This window comes from Kitasatospora sp. NPDC052896 (genome assembly GCF_044547075.1).
Lineage (GTDB): Bacteria > Actinomycetota > Actinomycetes > Streptomycetales > Streptomycetaceae > Kitasatospora.
On sequence record NZ_JBITZU010000008.1, the window covers coordinates 80,398 to 97,830 of the forward strand.

14 protein-coding genes are annotated in these 17,433 nt (G+C 73.7%); 10 read left to right on the top strand and 4 right to left on the bottom strand.

Going from position 1 to position 17,433, the window contains the following annotated elements; all coding sequences use genetic code 11:
• Positions 1-77 precede the first annotated feature (77 nt).
• Positions 78-380 carry a hypothetical protein gene (locus tag ACIGXM_RS18560; protein ID WP_396562098.1) on the top strand — a complete coding sequence of 101 codons (303 nt, stop codon included), beginning with the start codon at positions 78-80 and terminating at the stop codon, positions 378-380.
• 128 nt (positions 381-508) lie between these two features.
• Complete coding sequence (locus ACIGXM_RS18565; RefSeq protein ID WP_396562100.1) at positions 509-1,366, top strand: class I SAM-dependent methyltransferase; 858 nt, start codon at positions 509-511, stop codon at positions 1,364-1,366.
• A 46-nt stretch (positions 1,367-1,412) separates the two neighbouring features.
• Here the strand turns inward: ACIGXM_RS18565 and ACIGXM_RS18570 are convergent, their stop codons facing one another.
• Positions 1,413-3,263 (bottom strand): DUF2398 family protein, encoded by a 1,851-nt coding sequence (locus ACIGXM_RS18570; protein ID WP_396562102.1) that lies wholly within the window; start codon positions 3,261-3,263, stop codon positions 1,413-1,415.
• Between the two features lie 299 nt (positions 3,264-3,562).
• Between ACIGXM_RS18570 and ACIGXM_RS18575 the strand changes: the two genes are divergently transcribed.
• Both ACIGXM_RS18575 and ACIGXM_RS18580 read left to right on the top strand, forming a co-directional pair.
• Complete coding sequence (locus tag ACIGXM_RS18575; protein ID WP_396562104.1) at positions 3,563-4,279, top strand: lysoplasmalogenase; 717 nt, start codon at positions 3,563-3,565, stop codon at positions 4,277-4,279.
• Between the two features lie 114 nt (positions 4,280-4,393).
• Positions 4,394-4,813, top strand: a complete 420-nt coding sequence (locus tag ACIGXM_RS18580) for a cytidine deaminase family protein (RefSeq protein ID WP_396562106.1) — start codon at positions 4,394-4,396, stop codon at positions 4,811-4,813.
• A gap of 26 nt (positions 4,814-4,839) precedes the next feature.
• On the opposite strand, the gene ACIGXM_RS18585 is transcribed toward ACIGXM_RS18580, so the two are convergent.
• Both ACIGXM_RS18585 and ACIGXM_RS18590 read right to left on the bottom strand, forming a co-directional pair.
• A complete protein-coding gene (locus ACIGXM_RS18585) occupies positions 4,840-5,643 on the bottom strand; it encodes an exodeoxyribonuclease III (protein ID WP_396562108.1) in 804 nt (267 codons plus the stop codon).
• A 148-nt stretch (positions 5,644-5,791) separates the two neighbouring features.
• A complete protein-coding gene (locus ACIGXM_RS18590; RefSeq protein ID WP_396562110.1) occupies positions 5,792-6,895 on the bottom strand; it encodes an ROK family glucokinase in 1,104 nt (367 codons plus the stop codon).
• Between the two features lie 379 nt (positions 6,896-7,274).
• Here ACIGXM_RS18590 and ACIGXM_RS18595 point away from each other — a divergent pair, with 379 nt between their 5' ends.
• On the top strand, positions 7,275-8,393 hold the full coding sequence (locus ACIGXM_RS18595) for an alpha/beta hydrolase (RefSeq protein ID WP_396562112.1): 1,119 nt from the start codon (positions 7,275-7,277) through the stop codon (positions 8,391-8,393).
• A 51-nt stretch (positions 8,394-8,444) separates the two neighbouring features.
• On the opposite strand, the gene ACIGXM_RS18600 is transcribed toward ACIGXM_RS18595, so the two are convergent.
• Positions 8,445-10,037, bottom strand: coding sequence for a PucR family transcriptional regulator (locus ACIGXM_RS18600; RefSeq protein WP_396562114.1), 1,593 nt, complete (start codon positions 10,035-10,037; stop codon positions 8,445-8,447).
• A 530-nt stretch (positions 10,038-10,567) separates the two neighbouring features.
• On the opposite strand from ACIGXM_RS18600, the gene ACIGXM_RS18605 reads away from it, so the two are divergent.
• From ACIGXM_RS18605 to ACIGXM_RS18625, 5 genes are all read left to right on the top strand, one after another.
• Positions 10,568-11,455: an FAD binding domain-containing protein gene (locus tag ACIGXM_RS18605; protein ID WP_396562116.1), complete on the top strand. Its 888-nt coding sequence runs from the start codon at positions 10,568-10,570 to the stop codon at positions 11,453-11,455.
• Positions 11,452-11,937 (top strand): (2Fe-2S)-binding protein, encoded by a 486-nt coding sequence (locus ACIGXM_RS18610; protein ID WP_396562118.1) that lies wholly within the window; start codon positions 11,452-11,454, stop codon positions 11,935-11,937. The genes ACIGXM_RS18605 and ACIGXM_RS18610 overlap by 4 nt, the downstream gene beginning before the upstream one ends.
• Positions 11,934-14,294, top strand: coding sequence for a xanthine dehydrogenase subunit D (gene pucD, locus ACIGXM_RS18615; protein WP_396562120.1), 2,361 nt, complete (start codon positions 11,934-11,936; stop codon positions 14,292-14,294). Before ACIGXM_RS18610 ends, pucD begins: the two co-directional genes overlap by 4 nt.
• Before the next feature lie 275 nt (positions 14,295-14,569).
• A complete protein-coding gene (locus tag ACIGXM_RS18620) occupies positions 14,570-16,063 on the top strand; it encodes an NCS2 family permease (RefSeq protein ID WP_396562122.1) in 1,494 nt (497 codons plus the stop codon).
• A 95-nt stretch (positions 16,064-16,158) separates the two neighbouring features.
• The gene (locus ACIGXM_RS18625) at positions 16,159-17,343 is read left to right on the top strand and encodes an XdhC family protein (protein ID WP_396562124.1); all 1,185 of its coding nucleotides are present in this window, start codon (positions 16,159-16,161) and stop codon (positions 17,341-17,343) included.
• The last annotated feature ends 90 nt before the right edge of the window (positions 17,344-17,433 follow it).

Genomic DNA, 17,433 nt, shown 5'->3' on the forward strand with positions numbered 1-17,433 from the left:
GAATCGCCGCGTGGGACGGGTGCGGCGTTCACCCTCGTGTCGTCATCGTTTAACACCTGACTGGGAAGCTCATCACCATGAACGACCGACTGCCACGCGTCGCCCGCCCGCTTCCCGGGCCGGCGGCGCTGGACCCCCTGGACGCGCGCGACCTGCGCGGCGCGTACCCGGCGAGCGCGATGGACGCCACCGCCGACTCGGCCCACCCGGCCACGGCGGCGAGCGCGAACCCCTCCGGTTTCCCGCTCCCGCAGCGCCACCGCCGGATCCTGGCCTGCGCGGCGGTGGCCGCGTCCATCGCGCTCGGCGGCTTCGGCGTCGGCGCGACGGTGGAGACCGTCCAGCACGGCACGGTCAACGCCGCGGCCGCCTCGCACTGACGGCGACAGGCGACAGCGGCTCCCGGAACCGCGCCCGCCGGGCCCGGCCGGCTCCCCTCGCACGAAGCTCCGCCGCCCCGCCCGCCGTCACGTGTGGCACCGCCGGTGGCGCGGGTAGGAACGCCGGTATGACACCAGCAGGCCGTGAGCCCACCGTCCCGGAGATGCTGCGGGCCAACGAGCGGAACTGGGACGCCCGTACCCCGGTGCACGCGACCAGTGACTTCTACGGGCTGGACGGCTCGCGCTCCCCCGCCGACTGGTTCGCGCCCTTCGAGTGGGAGGACCTCGGCGACCTGCACGGGCGCACCGTGCTCCACCTGCAGTGCCATCTCGGCACCGAGACCCGCGCCTTCGCCGAGCGCGGCGCGGCCCACACCGTGGGACTCGACTTCTCCGGGGAGGCCATCGCGCAGGCCCGCCGGCTCGCCGCCGGGGCGGAGCGGAGCCTGGAGTTCGTACGGGCCGACGTGCACGACGCGGTGGCCGCGCTCGACGGGCGGCGGTTCGACGTCGTCTACACCGGCAAGGGCGCGCTCTGCTACCTGCCGGACCTGGCCAGGTGGGCACAGATCGCGCACACCCTGCTGCGGCCGGGAGGCGTGCTGTACGTGGTGGAGTTCCATCCGCTGCTCAACTCCCTCGGCCCGGTTCCGCAGCCGGGCGAGGAGCAGGGACAACTGCGTCTCCACCGCGACTACTTGGGCGGCCGAGGACCGGTGCGGAGCGACTCCGCCCACACCTACACCGACGGCCCGCCACTGCTGGGGGCGACGGTCAGCTACGAATGGCGGCACGGCATCGGTGACGCCGTGCAGGCGGTGGTGGGCGCGGGGCTGCGGGTGGCGGGGCTGCGCGAGACGGACCTGCTGCCGTGGCCGCGCTTCCCGAGCATGCGGCGGGAGGAGAACGGCTGGTGGCGGCTACCGGACGACGCGCCGAAGGTACCGCTGATGTTCGCCCTGCGCGGGGTCAGGCCGGCCTGACCCCGCACGCGTGCGGGGACGGGAGCGACCCCTCGAGGAGGGCGGGTCAGGGGTGCGCGGCGCGCCGGGAGTGGCGGCCGTTGCCGGGGGTGGGGCGCAGTACGGCGGGGGCGGCGTAGCGGGCGGCCGGGGCCAGCAGCAGCCAGCCGCGGACCGGGCGTGCCGGCGGGAGGGTGGCGGCCGGGGCCGGGGTGATCAGGCTCATGCGGTGGAGCAGGCCGAGCACCTCGCGACGGAAGGCGGAGCGGTGGGCCAGGGCGGGCCGCCACCCCACGCCGGCGCCGTACTCGTCCGCGATGTCGCCGAGGATGCCGTCGATCAGCGCCTCCGGGATCGGCACGCCGACCGCCGCGTCGCCGTCCTCGGGGAGCGGGCGCAGGAGCTCGGCAAGCCGCTCGACCAGGAGCAGTGCGGCGTGGGCCGGGGCGTCGGCGCCGGGCAGCCGGAGATCGGTGAGTTCGCCGGCCGGGTCCAGCAGCGCGACCCCCTCCTTGCGGATCTCCGCGGTGAGGCCCAGGAAGTCGGCGAAGGTCTCCGCCTCCTGCCGGCGGGACTCCCAGAGCCACTCCCGCTCCAGCGCGGTGAGGTCGTGCAGGAGGACGACCGGGGTCTCCGCCAGCCGTCGCCGCACCGCGACCGGGATGCCGGCGTGCCGCTCGGAGCGTTCCGCCGGCTCTGCGGAGGGGAAGTCGGCGCAGCCGACGCTGAGCGCGCAGGCGAGCTGCTGGTCGACGGCCAGCCAGGGCTCGGGGGCACCGTCGGGGGTGGCGGGGGTGGAGAGGACCTGCCAGGTTGCCAGGACGTCGAGCGCGGCGGCGACGGCCCCCGGGGCGATCGCCGCGGTGAGGGCGGGAGCGGGGACGGCGGGAGCGGGGACGGCGGGACCGCTGGGGGCGGGCAGGCCGGGGACGGTGAGGCCCTCGGTGTCCGCGAGTTCGAGGAGGCGGGCGGTCAGTTGTGGCAGCGGCCGGCGGGGCGGGCCGGCGAGGAGCTCGGCCAGCGCCAGCGCCAGCGCCGCGTAGACCTCGGGCGGGCAGGGCCTGCCGTCGATCTCCAGGCCGCGCAGGGCGTCGGCGCCGGGGTGGGCCTTCACCAACCGGGCGAAGCCGTCGGTGACCACCAGACGGTAGCCCAGCAGCGCATCGAAACGTTCGGCCAGCCAGTCGGCGTGACGCCGGATCAGTGGCAGCGCCTCCGCGTGCGGCCCGGCCGCGGTGACCAGCGGGTGCGCGAGCAACATCCGTGCCGCCGTGCGGCGCTCCACGCCCAGTGCCGCGTCGGGGCGGTCGCCGGTGGCGGGCAGTTCGGGCTTGCGGTGGCGACCGGCGGTACGCCGTCCGGCACCGTCCGTGCCGCCCTCGGGCACGGCCGCGGGGCTCCCCGATCCCGCTCCGCAACCGCGGCGCGGGCGGCGCCGGGTCGGCGAACCGCCCGGACCGCTGGGCTGCGCGGACACCGGCGCCGGCGCCGGGGCGAGCGGCTGACCGACCGTCGGGCCGTGCCACCAGCTCACCTCCGCCAGGTCGGCGGCGTCCTGATCCGGTGCCAGGCCGAAGTGCCGGGCGCTGTAGAGGCCGAAGGCGGCGGCGAAGAGGTCGTGGGCCGCACGGTCGTCGGCCGCACGGGCGAAGCGTCCGGCCAGCCGCAGCAGGCCCGACACCGCGTCCGGCGCCGACCGGGCCAGCGGGCAGCCCTCGGCGGGTTCGTGGGCGCAGCGGGTACGGGGCAGCGCGGCCGGCACCGGCGCGTCGTCCGGTCGGGGGCCGGGCAGCGGGGTTGACGCGGCCTCCGGTTCGAGCGTCAGTACGCCGATCGGACGGAACGGGCCCGGCTGGCCGACGGTCGCGCCGTCACCGAGCGGCCGACCGGCACCGCCCAGCGCTCCGCCCCCGTTCACGCGCCCTCCGCCGTGCCGCCGGTTGCGCTCACCGCCCGGCATGTCCGTCCCGCCTTCATCTTGTCGGGCAATAGCCTAAGACACCCGGACGGGGGCTCAGCCGCTGCCTTGCGGTTGCGGTGCGGTACGACGGCGACACCTGGGGGACGGCCGCGCGGCCACCGGGCTACGCGGGAGTAACATGCCCTTCCCGCTCCGCCGCTCGTCCCCGTATCGTGCCGGGGATGGACGAGCGGGGCTCCGGGCCGGCAGCCCGAACCCGCCGCCCCCGCCAAGACCGACCCGGAGGTCCTCCCCCCATGCTGAACAGCCTCGCCATCCGCACGACGACGTTCTCGGGCCGCGGCAGCGGACGAGCCCGCGGGCTGCTGGGTGCCTTCGCCGCCACCTCGGCGGCGCACCTGGGCGCGCTGCTGACGGACGGCCGGGGCGTGGAACGGGCCACCAAGCCGGCACTGATGCCGCTGCTGGCCGCGCACGTGCTCGGTACCCGGGCCGCCCGCGCCACCGGCTCGCAGGCCCCGGGCACGACCGGCGCGACCCGGCCGCTGGTCCCCGCGCTGCTGGCGAGCGCGGCCGGGGACACCCTGCTGCAGTTCGAGGACGAGAGCGCGTTCCTGGCCGGGATGGGCGCGTTCGCCGCGGCGCACGTCTGCTTCGTCACGATGTTCGCCAAGCAGGGCGCGTTGACCGACCGGCGCCGCACCGCCCTGGTGGCGGCGGCGTACGGGACGGCCTGGGCGGTGATGATCAGTCAGCTCTGGCCGGGGCTGGGCGCGCTGCGGGTGCCGGTGGCCGGCTACAGCCTGCTGCTCGCCGCCACCGCGGTGAGCTCGGCCGGCCTCGGCCTGCGCGGCGGGCTCGGCGGCGGCCTGTTCCTGCTCTCCGACACCCTGATCGCGACCCGGCTGGCGGGCTGGCGGGAGCTGCCGGGCCACGAGTTCTGGATCATGTCCACCTACCTGGCCGCCCAGTACCTGCTGGCCACCGCCGCGCTGCGGGCCGAGGAGCGCTGAGGCGCGGGCCGAGGAGCGCTGAGGCGCGGGCCGAGGAGCGCGGACCGTCCCGGTGTCGTACGGTCGGACCCCCGGGGCGGCGAAGGAGGCCCGGGCAGAGAGGCAGGCAGTGCCATGACCACGGACAGCGGCCACGCGTGCCGGGAACCGGACCTCGACCTCGAACTCGTCCACGCGGCCACCCGGGTGGCCGAGACCGCCTGCCACGGTGAGCTGCACACCGTGGCCGCCGCGGCCCGGACTCGGGACGGCCGGATCGTCACGGGGGTGAACGCCTTCCACTTCACCGGCGGGCCGTGCGCCGAGCTGGTGGTGATCGGCGCCGCGGTGGCGCAGGGCGTCCGCGAGCTGACCGCCATGGTCGCGGTGGCGGACCGCGGCCGCGGGGTGATCCCGCCCTGCGGCCGCTGCCGACAGGTGCTGCTGGACTACTATCCGGAACTCACCGTGATCATCAACACCGGCGGCTGGCTGCGCTGCGTCCCGGTCCGCGAGCTGCTGCCCGAGGCCTACGTCTGGGCCGACCAGGTGTAGGCCCCGGGCCGGCGCGCCCGGTGGACTCAGAGCGCCAGGTCGACGACGACCGGCGCGTGGTCCGAGGTGCCCTTGCCCTTGCGGGCCTCCCGGTCGACGTAACTGTCGGTGACCGCGTTCACGAAGGCGGCGTTGCCGTAGGTGAGGTCGATCCGCATGCCGCGGTTCTTCGGGAAGGCCAGCTGGCGGTAGTCCCAGTAGGTGTAGGGCCGGTCGTACTTCAGCGGCCGGGGCAGCACGTCGGCCAGGCCGGCCTCGCGCAGCGCCGCCAGCGCGGCCCGCTCGGCCGGGGTGACGTGGGTGAGGCCCTCGAAGGCGGCCGGGTCGAAGACGTCCTCGTCGGTCGGCGCGACGTTGAAGTCGCCGAGCACCGCGAACGGCCGACCGCCGGCCGCGTCCTCCCGCACGGCGGCCCGGAGCGCCTCGAACCAGTCCAGCTTGTAACGGAAGTGCGCGTGGTCGACCTCGCGCCCGTTCGGCACGTACACCGACCAGACCCGGACCGGCCCGCAGGTGGCGGCGATGGCGCGCGGCTCCAGGGTCGGCAGCAGCGCGTCGTCGGCCAGGTAGCCGGGCTGGTCGGGGAGGTCACGGACCACGTCGGCGAAGCCCAGCCGGGAGAGGATGGCGACGCCGTTCCACCGGCCCGTCCCGTGCGCCTCGGTCTGGTAGCCGAGCGCGCTGACCTCCTCGTAGGGGAAGGCGTCCGCGGCGCACTTCAGCTCCTGGAGGCACAGCACGTCGGGCTTGGCGCCCTCCAGCCACTCCAGCAGCTTGGGCAGCCGCGCGGTGACGGAGTTGATGTTCCAGGTGGCGATGCGGACGGTCACGGCGGGGCCTTCCCGGGGCGGTGCGGCGGGGCCGGCGCCGGGCTCCCGCCACCGGCCGGCCCCCGGACGGACGGGCACCGGCCCCTGGCCGGTACCCGTCACCGAATCTACCGCCCGGCACCGACAACGCCGTCCCGCCGGTCGAGCCCTACCGCTCCGCGCGGCTGCGCTTGACCGTGCGGAACCGGCGGGCGACCGACCGGGCCAGGTCGGCGGCGCCGACCAGTCCGGCCTCGTTGCCCAGCGCGGCCCGGGCGAGCTGCGCCTCCGGACGGAAGCCGCGCCCGGTCAGGGTGCGCCGGAAGGCGTCCTGGGCCGGCGCGAGCAGCAGATCGCCGGCGGCCGAGACGCCGCCGCCGATCACGAAGCGCCCGGGGTCCAGCGCGGCGGCCAGGTTGGCCAGGCCGACGCCCAGCCAGGTGCCGATGTCGTGCAGCAGCTCCACCGCCATCGGGTCGCCGGCCTGGGCCGCCTCGGTGACCAACGGGCCGGTGATCGCCGCGACGTCCCCACCGGCCATCGCGAGCAGCGGCTGGGCCACCGGCGACTCGGCGGCCGCCAGCTCGCGCGCCTCGCGCACCAGCGCGTTGCCCGAGGAGTACTGCTCCCAGCAGCCGCGGTTGCCGCACGGGCAGCGGTGTCCGCCGGGCACCACCTGCATGTGCCCGAACTCGCCGGCAAGCCCGTAGTGGCCCCGGTCGACGTAGCCGTGCCGGACCACCGCGCCGCCGATCCCGGTGCCCAGGGTGATCATGACCAGCAGGTCCTCGCCGCGCCCGGCGCCGAACCGCCACTCCGCCCAGGCCGCCGCGTTGGCATCGTTCTCCACCACCACCGGGAACTTCAACCGGTCGCTGAGCGCCTCCCGCAGCGGCTCGTTGCGCCAGTTGAGGTGCGGGGCGAAGAGCACCCGGGAGCGGTCGGCGTCCACCCAGCCGGCCGCCCCGACGCCCACCGCGTGGACGTCATGCCGGTCGGCCAGCTCCAGCACCAGCTCGACGATGACGTCCTCGACGACCTTGGGGCTCTTGCTCTTGTGCGGGGTCTCGGTGCGCAGTTGTTCGACGATCCTCCCCTCGCCGTCCACCACCCCCGCGACCACCTTGGTGCCGCCGATGTCGATGCCGATCGTTGGCAGCCGCAACACGCTGGCGGGCAGCGGACGGCGGCCACGGCGGTCGGCACCGCGCTGGCCGAGGCCGAGCAGGGCGGGGAGGACGGGCTGGCCGGTCCGGCCTTGGGGGGCGGTCACGACGGCGGTGGCTCCTTCTCGGCGACGACGGGGCGGGAACGACGGACGACTCGGCTGCCATCCTCCCGCGCCGCCCGGGCCGGCAGCAGCCGGGTGCGGCATCCGGGCGGCCCGGGGCGGCCCCGCGGGCGGCAGTCAGCGGGCGGTAGTCAGGTAGTCCGCTGAGTACTTTCTGGGCCCGTGCGGGGGACTCGGTCGCGAAGATGACAGACTAGGGCGGCCACATTCAGTGGATTCTCATGTCCGCGTGATCTTCCTCTCAGGTTCCGTTCAGGTTCAGCGGCAACCGATCACACGTTCACGACCGTCCACTCCAGTGGTAATCGCACCGGGCAAGCGGCGTCCGGGGCGGCTGGCGACCCGGATACGAGAACTCCTGATGCAACTGACAGGCAAGCCCTTCCTGATCCTCACGATCCTGCTGGTACCCGTCTCCATCGCGGTGGCCATGCTGCTGTGGGGGCGGGTCCGCGGCTCCAGGGCGGTGCAGGCCCTGGCCCGGCTGATCATGCTGCTGTTCTGCCAGGCCACCGCGGTGACGCTGGTCTTCGTCCTGGTGAACAACGCCAACCTGCTCTACGGCAGCTGGGACGACCTGCTCGGCAGCGACAGTCACGTCCGCTCGGTGGCCGTCCCGCCGGCCGACGCGGTCGGCGGCGGCGCGGACGCCAAGGCCCAGGCCAAGGTGCTGCAGCAGTTCAAGGCGATCGACGACCCGGCCGTGCCGAGCGACGTGCAGACCACCGACCTGAAGGGCCGGCTCTCCGGGGTCGACGGCGAGGTCAACGTCTGGCTGCCGCCGCAGTACAACGACCCGGCGTACAAGGACAAGAAGTTCCCGGTGGTCGAGCTGCTCCCGGGCTTCCCGGGCTCCTCGAAGACCTGGTTCGGCACCCTGAAGGTGTCCGAGCAGCTCAAGCCGCTGATGCAGTCCGGCCAGGTGGCGCCGTTCATCCTGGTCTCGCCGCGCACCCAGCTGCTCGGCACCGGCACCGACAGCGGCTGCGCGGACGTGCCGGGCAAGATCAACGCGGACACCTGGCTCTCCCGGGACGTGCCGCAGATGATCCTGGACAACTTCCGGGCCGACCCGTCCGCGAGCCGCTGGGCGGTGGCCGGCTACTCGGCCGGGGCGCACTGCGCCAGCCGGCTGGCGCTGGAGCACCCCGACCGCTACCGCGCGGGCATCAGCATGTCCGGCTACAACGACCCGGCCGCCGAGCCGGACTCGCTGACCGCCAAGGACCCGCACCTGCGCGAGATCGCCAACCCGCTCTACGTGCTGACCCACGCCGCCACCCCGCCGAACGTCGCGCTCTACGAGGCCGGGGACGCGGGCGACGGCTACGAGGCCGGTCAGGCGCTGGCCAAGGCGGCCAAGGCGCCGACCACGGTGACGGTGGTCGAGACCACCGGCCCGCACACCCCGGCACTGTGGAAGCCGATGGTCCCCCAGGTGTTCAAGTGGCTGACCGGGATCATCCCCGCCCAGCCCTGATCACCCCGTCCTGATCACCAGATCCTGACCGGTCGTCGGCCCGACGACCGGTCAGGCCAGTTCCAGGGCCAGGTAGAAGTCCACCCGGTCCTCCAGCCGGGACAGGTCACGGCCGGTCAGCTCCTCGATCCGGCCGATCCGGTAGCGCAGCGTGTTGACGTGCACGTGCAGCTGGGCGGCGCAGCGGGTCCACGAGCCGTCCGAACGGAGGAACGCCTCCAGGGTGCGCACCAGGTCCGCCTGGTGCTCGATGTCGTAGCCGATCACCTTGTCCAGCAGCCGGCTGCGGAACGCCCGGCGCACCTCGTCCGGCACGGCGGCCAGCAGCAGCACGTGCGAAGCCAGCTCCTCCGGGCCGGAGACGCAGACCCGGCCGACCCGGGCGGCGGCGATCCGCCGCGCGTGCCGGGCCTCCTCCAGCGCACCGCGCAGCCCGCCGGCCTCCAGCGCGGGCGCCGAGACGCCGACGGTGATCCGGCCCTCCGAGCCGAGCCCGGCCTCCAGCGGCGCCAGCAGGTCGCGCAGCGCGTCGGCGGGCACCGCGGCCTCCGGCGCCGGCATCACGACCACCGCCGAGGTGCCGGTGCCGGCCACCAGCGCCCGGTCGGTGGTGTCGGTCAGCGCCTCCTCCAGGATGGTCCGCACCGCGCCGTCCGGCAGACCGGTGCCCTCCGCGCTGAGCACCAGCCAGGAGGTGTCCGACAGCGGGGTCCTGGGCACCGCGCCCTCGTACCTGGCGGCCATCGCCGAGGAGGCGTGCAGGGTGCGGCTGATCTCGGCCGGGTCGGCGTCGCGCTGCAGCAGGGTCAGCACCTCGTCGGCCAGCCGGCGGCGCAGCCGGCGCCCCTCGTCCCGTCGGGTGCGCTCGGCGGCCACCAGCCGGGACAGGTTCTCGGCGAGCTGCTGGCGCTTGGTGGTCCACTCGGTGACGTCGCCGGCGATCGCCAGCACCCAGTCGGAGAGCGGCGCCTCGGCCTCCGGATCGACGGCGGCGGGCAGCAGCGAGTACGAGCCGGAGGCCAGCCGGGCCCGGTGCGGCGGGCGGCGGCGCTGCCGCTGGGCCGCCAGGTGGGCGCGGACCAGCTGCTCGCGGTCCTCGGCGCCGAGGTGCTCGGCGGGGCCGGCCACCACCCGGCCGGTCGGGGTGAGCACCCAGCAGTCCAGGTCGAGGTCGCCGCCGAGCAGGTTGAGCACGGCGTCCAGACCGCCGCCGCCGGCCGCGGTGACCAGCAGCCGGTGCCGGTCGACCAGGGCGGCCAGGTCGGCGGCCCGGTCGGCGGAGACCTGCCGGCCGATGAACTCGGTCAGCGTGCTGAAGGCGATGTCGTCGGGGACCGCCAGCAGCGGCATCCGGTGCCGGCGGCAGGCGTCGATCAGGTCCTCGGGAACCGGCCCGACCTCGGCCTCGCCCGCCGCCAGGGCGACCGCCCCGCCGGCCGCCAGGGTCCGGACGAACCGCTCGGAGTCCTCCGGCGCGGTGCGCCACAGCATCCCGGTCAGCACCAGCTCGCCCCCGTGCAGGTAGCGGCCCGGGTCGTGCAGGTCCGTGGTCATGACGCCGCTGACCTGTCGGTCGAGTTCGTCCTCGGCGGCGAGCAACCGAAGTCTCGGGGCTCCGGGGGCGAGCAGGTCACGGACGCGCATCCGCGGACTCCTTGTCTGGGCTGGTAGGGGGCCGGAGGGGGTCGGTCGTGGGGGTGGGAGCGGGGGTGGGGTGGGCTGCGGTGGACGCAGCGTGGGGTGGTCGCCGCAGGTGAGGGGGCTCACAGTGTGCCCGAATCCGGGCCTTCGGTGTTACGTGTCAGCGCTCCGCGGGGTCACGGGGCCGTCGCTTCGTCATCACGGCCGGATTACGGTCGTATGGGGCGGCTGGAAAACCGCTCAGCTGGGCATTCATTGCCCTTAGAGGAACGTACAGGATGCCGGGCGACCCCGGCGCACGGGCTTCATGCCATCGGTGACTGCCTCCGGACGGCCGAACGGGAGTTCACTGGCCACACGCCGCCGGACACACCCCGGTGACCAGGACTCGACGCCGCGGCAACGCTCCGGTGCCGAGTCCGAACACCGAAGGTATGGACTCTCGCGCCGAGGCCCCCGAACGGGCGAAGCCCGGCGGAGTCCGGGCACAGTGCCCAAAGGTTCGATTGGCGACGACTTGAGGAGACACCCGCATGGAGTTCCTGCGGCCCGCTACCTGGGACGAGGCGCTCGCGGCGAAGGCTGAGTACCCGACCGCGCTGCCGATCTCCGGTGGCACGGACGTGATGGTCGAGATGAATTTCGACGTGCACCGGCCGTCCGCGCTGCTCGACCTGAACCGCGTGACCGAGCTGTCCGACTGGTCCATCACCGATGACGTGGTGAGACTGGGTGCCTCGGTGTCCTACACCCGGATCATCGAGGAGCTCTCCGGCCCCCTGCCGGGTCTGGCACTCGCGGCCCGCACCGTCGGCTCGCCGCAGATCCGCAACCGCGGCGGGGTCGGCGGGAACCTGGGCGGCGCCTCGCCGGCCGGTGACGCGCACCCCGCGCTGCTGGCCGCCGGTCGGGACGTGTTCGTCGAGGCGCACTCGGTGCGCGGCACCCGGCTGATCCCGATCGACGAGTTCTACGTCGGGGTGAAGCGCAACAGCCTGGAGCAGGACGAGCTGATCCGCGCGGTGCGCATCCCGGTGGCGGACGGCCCGCAGCAGTTCTCGAAGATCGGCACCCGCAACGCGATGGTGATCGCGGTCTGCGCGTTCGGCTTCGCGCTGCACCCCAGGAACGGCACCGTCGGAACGGGCATCGGTTCGGCCGCCCCCACGCCGCGCCGCGCCGTCGAGGCGGAGGAGTACCTGCAGGGCGTGCTCGCCGAGCGCGGCCTGTGGGAGTCCGGCGAACTGCTGGGGACCGAGGTGATCCAGCGGTTCGGCGAGCTGGTCAAGGCCGCCGCCTCCCCGATCGACGACGTCCGGGGCACCGCCGACTACCGGCGGCACTCGCTGGCCGTGATGGCCCGGCGCACGCTGACCTGGACCTGGAACGACTACGGCAAGCAGATCAGGAGCGCGGCATGAGGGTCACTTTCACCGCCAACGGCAAGCCGGTCGAGGCGGATGACGTGTGGGAGGGCGAGAGCCTGCTCTACGTGCTGCGCGAGCGGGTGGGCCTGCCGGGCTCCAAGAACGCCTGCGAGCAGGGCGAGTGCGGCTCGTGCACGGTCTACCTGGACGGCACGCCGGTCTGTTCGTGTCTGGTCGCGGCCGGTCAGGTGCAGGGCCGCGAGGTCCGCACGGTCGAGGGCCTGGCCGACGAGAGCGGCCTGGACCCGGTGCAGCAGGCGTTCATCGACGCCGGCGCCGTGCAGTGCGGTTTCTGCACCCCGGGCCTGCTGGTCCAGACCCACGCGCTGCTGGACCGTGACCCCCAGCCGAGTGACACCGACATCCGTGAGGCGCTGAGCGGCAACCTGTGCCGCTGCACCGGCTACGAGAAGATCATGGACGCGGTGCGGCTGGCGTCCGCCCGCAAGTGCCAGAAGGCGGGGTCCACGGAATGAGCACGCGCACCATCCAGGGTCAGAAGAACCTGCAGGACATCACCACCGGCAGCCCGGACGGCATCGGCGGCTCGCCGCTGCGCCCGGACGGCACGCTGAAGGTCAGGGGCGAGTTCGCGTACTCCTCGGACATGTGGCACGAGGACATGCTGTGGGGGATGGCGCTGCGCTCCCCGCACCCGCGCGCCAACATCCTCTCGGTGGACATCTCCGAGGCGCTCAAGGTGCCCGGTGTCCACGCGGTGCTCACCCACGAGGACATCCCCGGCTCCAAGTTCTACGGCCTGGAGATCCAGGACCAGCCGGCGCTGGCGATCGACAAGGTCCGCTACCACGGTGAGGCGATCGCCCTGGTCGCCGCCGACCACCCGGAGACGGCCCGCCGCGCGGTGAAGAAGATCAGGGTCGAGTACGAGGTGCTCACCCCGATCGTCACCGAGGAGCAGTGCCTCAACCCGGAGAAGTACGGGTACGTGCACGAGCCGCACGAGTACAAGTCGCACGGGTCGGGCAACGTCGTGCACTCGCAGAAGCTGGTCTCCGGTCTGGGCGTGACCGACGAGGTGCGGGCGATGGCGGACGTCATCGTCAGGGGCGAGTACGAGGTCGGCATGCAGGACCAGGCCTTCCTCGGCCCGGAGTCCGGCCTGGCGGTGCCGGCCGAGGACGGCGGCATCGACCTCTACATCGCCACCCAGTGGCTGCACGTGGACCGCCAGCAGATGGCCCCGGTGCTGGCGCTGCCGGAGGAGAAGGTCCGGCTCACCCTGGCCGGCGTCGGCGGCGCGTTCGGCGGCCGCGAGGACCTGTCGATGCAGATCCACGCCTGCCTGCTGGCGCAGCGCACCGGCAAGCCGGTCAAGATCGTCTACTCCCGCGACGAGTCGTTCTTCGGCCACGTGCACCGTCACCCGGCCAGGATGACCTACGAGCACGGCGCCACCCGGGACGGCAAGCTGGTCTTCGCCGACGCCCGGATCGTGCTGGACGGCGGTGCCTACGCCTCCGCCTCGCCCGCCGTGGTCGGCAACGCCGCCTCGCTGGGCCACGGCCCGTACGTGATCCCGAACGTGCGGATGGAGGCCATCGCCCTCTACAGCAACAACCCCTCCTGCGGCGCGATGCGCGGCTTCGGCGCGGTCCAGGCCTGCTTCGGCTACGAGTCGCAGATGGACAAGCTGGCCGCCGAACTGGGCATGGACCCGGTCGAGCTGCGGCAGCTCAACGCGATGTCCGAGGGCGACCACATGCCCACCGGCCAGCTGATCGACTCACCGGCCCCGGTCGCCGAACTGCTCCAGCGGGTCAAGGACATGCCGCTGCCGCCGCCGCTGGACCTGGACAACCTGGACATCCGTGAGGTCCCCGGCGCGCTCTCCAACACCTCGCACGGCGAGGGCATCGTGCGCGGCATCGGCTACTCGGTCGGCATCAAGAACGTCGGCTTCTCCGAGGGCTTCGACGACTACTCCACCGCCCGGGTCCGCCTGGAGGTGATCGGCGGCGAGCCGGTCGCCATGGTGCACACCGCGATGGCCGAGGTCGGCCAGGGCGGGGTCACCGTGCACGGCCAGATCGCCCGCACCGAGCTGGGCGTCGAGAAGGTCACCATCCACCCGGCCAACACCGAGGTCGGCTCGGCCGGCTCCACCTCCGCCTCCCGACAGACCTACATGACCGGCGGCGCGGTCAAGCTCGCCGCCGAGGCCGTCAAGCAGGCGCTGATCGCCAAGGGCCGCCAGCGCTACGGCTGGACCCAGAACGACATCACGCTGGCCGGCGGCAAGGTGGTCTCCGCGTCGTCGGGCGTGCTGGTCACGATGGTCGACCTGCTCGGCGACGACGCGATCGACCTGACCCGCGAACACCACCACCGCCCGACCGTCCCGTTCGACAAGGAGACCGGACAGGGCTTCGGCCACGTCCAGTACACCTTCTGCGCCAACCGCGCGGTGGTCGACGTCGACGTCGAGCTCGGCCTGGTCAAGGTCGTCGAGCTGACCGCCGCCCAGGACGTCGGCAAGGCGCTCAACCCGCTCTCGGTGATCGGCCAGATCCAGGGCGGCTGCACCCAGGGACTGGGCCTCGCGGTGATGGAGGAGATCATCGTCACGGACGGCAAGGTGCGCAACGCCTCCTTCACCGACTACCTGATCCCCACCATCCTGGACGTCCCGCCGATCCCGGTCGACATGCTCGAACTGCCCGACCCCAACGCCCCGTACGGGCTGCGCGGCGTCGGCGAGGCCCCGACGGTGTCCTCCACCCCGTCGATCGTGGCCGCCATCCGGGCCGCCACCGGCATCGCACTCAACCGGGTGCCGGTCCGCCCCGAGCACCTCACCGGGACGCTCTAGACAGCACCCCAACCTCCCCGGGGCGGCGGCCAGTCTTCCCCCGCCGCCCCGGGGCCGCTCCACCCCACCCGCGACAACAGATCCAGGCAACACTGTCGTGCATCAATCCGCTGCCTCTCCCACGCCGGGGCTCTGCAGCGGTGCGCACCACCCCAACGCACCGCGAGCACCACAGAGTGCGCCTCGTGAGTCGAACAAGTCCCCCTCCTGTCGTCCCCAACCGACAGCCAGGTCGACTCGCCCACCCCAATCCCCTATGACACTTGGGAGTGGACATGACCCGGATCCCCACGGACCCCGGCACCACCGAAGAGATTCCCGCCCAGGCCGGCACCCCCACGCAGGCCGAGGCACCCGCGCCGGACCCGGTCCCGAGGAACGCCCTGGACGCGTACTTCAAGATCTCGGCCCGAGGGTCGACCTTCGGCAACGAGCTCAGAGGTGGCCTCACCACCTTCATGGCGATGGCCTACATCGTCCTGCTCAACCCGATCATCCTGAGCGGCGCGGACGTCACCGGCGCCAAGCTCGACCACGCGCAGCTCACCACCGCGACGGCACTCGCCGCGGCCGTGACCACGATCCTGCTGGGCGTGGTCGGCAACGCGCCGCTGGCCGCCGCCGCCGGCCTGTCGGTCTCCGGCGCGGTCTCCGCCCTGGTCGTGCCGCACACCACCTGGGCGCAGGCCTTCGGCCTCTGCGTCATCTACGGCCTGCTGATCGTGCTGCTGGTCGTCTCCGGCCTGCGCGAGAAGATCATGAACGGCATCCCACTGCCGCTCAAGCACGCCATCACCATCGGCATCGGCCTCTTCGTGGCGCTGATCGGCCTGGTCAAGTCCGGCTTCGTGCACACCGGCGGGCCCACCCCGGTCTCCCTCGGCCCCTTCGGCGAGCTGGCCGGCTGGCCGGTGGTCTGCTTCGCGGTGACGCTGCTGACGATCTTCGTCCTGCTGGCCCGCGACGTCCGCGGCGCGATCCTGATCGGCATCGCCTCCGGCACCGTCCTCGCGTTCGTCGTCAACCAGGTCGCCCACCTGCCCGCCAAGGCCTGGGCCAGCTCGGCGCCGGTCTGGCCGGGCAGCCCGGTCTCCGCGCCGGACTTCGGCCTCTTCGGCCACGTGGACCTGTTCGGCGCCTTCGGTGGTAGGGGCCTGGGTGCGATCAGCGCCTCGGTCGCGGTCTTCACCCTGGTGCTGGCCGGCTTCTTCGACGCGATGGCCACCATCATCGGCGTCGGCACCGAGGCCGGGCTGGCCGACCAGCAGGGTCGGATGCCCGGCCTGAGCAAGGCCCTGTTCATCGACGGCACCGGCGGCATCATCGGCGGTCTGGCGGGTGCCTCCGGCCAGACGGTCTTCGTGGAGTCCGCCACCGGCGTCGGCGAGGGCGCGCGGACCGGCCTCTCCTCGGTGGTCACCGGCGGCGTGTTCGCCCTGATGCTCTTCTTCTCCCCGCTGGCCGGGATCGTGCCGGTCGAGGTCGCCTCCGCGGCACTGGTCGTCATCGGCTCGATGATGATGAGTCAGGCCCGGCACATCGACTGGGCGGACCGCGAGGTGGCCGTTCCGGCCTTCCTGACCTGCGTGCTGATGCCCTTCACCTACAGCATCACCGCGGGTGTCGCCGCCGGCGTGATCTCCTATGTGGTGATCAAGGCGGGCAGGGGCAAGTGGCGCGAGCCCGGTCCGCTGATGTGGATTCTCACCGCGGTGTTCGTCGTGTACTTCGCGCTGACGCCGATCAAGGAATGGCTCGGCGTGCACTGATCGGTCACCCGCCGCGGTACGGGGGTCGACGGCCCCCGTACCGCGCTCACCGCTTCTCCCCGACCACCCCCGCACGGACGACAGGAGCACCGGACATGCAGGACATCGCCGAGCAGTTGCACGCCTGGCACGCCACCGGGCGCTCCTTCGCGGTCGCCACCGTGGTCGGCGTCACTGGCAGCGCGCCGCGCGACCCGGGCGCGGCACTGGCCGTGGACGCCGCGGGCGAGGCGATCGGCAGCGTCTCCGGCGGGTGCGTGGAGGGCGCGGTGTACGAGCTGTGCCAGGAGGCGATCGTCTCCGGCGAGCCGGTGCTGGAGCGCTTCGGCTACAGCGACGAGGACGCCTTCGCGGTGGGTCTGACCTGCGGCGGCATCCTCGACGTGTTCGTCCAGCCGGTCGTGCCGGGCGCCGATGCGGCGATCGACGCCGGCATCGCCTACATCGCCTCCGGCACGCCGGTCGCGCTGGTCCGGGTGATCGAGGGTCCGGCCGGGCTGCTCGGCGCCACCGTCGCGGTCACCGCCGACGCCCACCACGGCACGCTCCGCCCCAAGCCGTCCGCCCTCACCACGACCGGCGCGCTGGAGCGTTCGGCGGTCGCCGAGGCGCGGGCCATGCTGGACGCCGGCCGGACCGGCCGGGTGGTGCTCGCGCTGGACGGCCGCCCGTGCGACCCCACCGCGCAGGGGACCGTCACCTTCTTCGTCGAGTCGTACGTGCCGGCGCCGCGCATGATCGTCTTCGGTGCGATCGACTTCGCCGCCGCGGTGGTGCGGGTCGGCAAGTTCCTCGGCTACCACGTGACGGTCTGCGACGCCCGCCCGGTCTTCGCCACCGAGCGCCGGTTCCCGGACGCGGACCAGGTGGTGGTCGACTGGCCGCACCGCTACCTGGACACCCAGCTCGATCTGGTCGACGGGCGGACGGTGCTGTGCGTGCTCACCCACGACGCCAAGTTCGACATCCCGCTGCTGGAGCGCGCACTGCGGCTGCCGGTCGGCTTCGTCGGCGCGTTGGGCTCGCGCCGCACCCACCTGGACCGCAACGAACGCCTGCGCGAGGTGGGCCTGACCGAGACCGAGATCGCCCGGCTGCGCTCGCCGATCGGCCTCGACCTGGGCGCCCGCACCCCGGAGGAGACCGCCGTCGCGGTGGCGGCCGAGATCGTCGCCTCCCGCCGCGGCGGCGGCTGCCTCCCGCTCTCGGCCGGAAACGGCCCGATCCACCACGACCTCGACGGGGTGGCGGCGCCCGAGGGCCGGCGCCGGGTCGCCTGACCCGCGCGGCCCCGGCGGCCTGGCACCCGGCAAGTCGGCCCCGTGATCAGAGGTCGGCCAGGAGGCCGGGGCACCCGCTCCCCCGTCGGC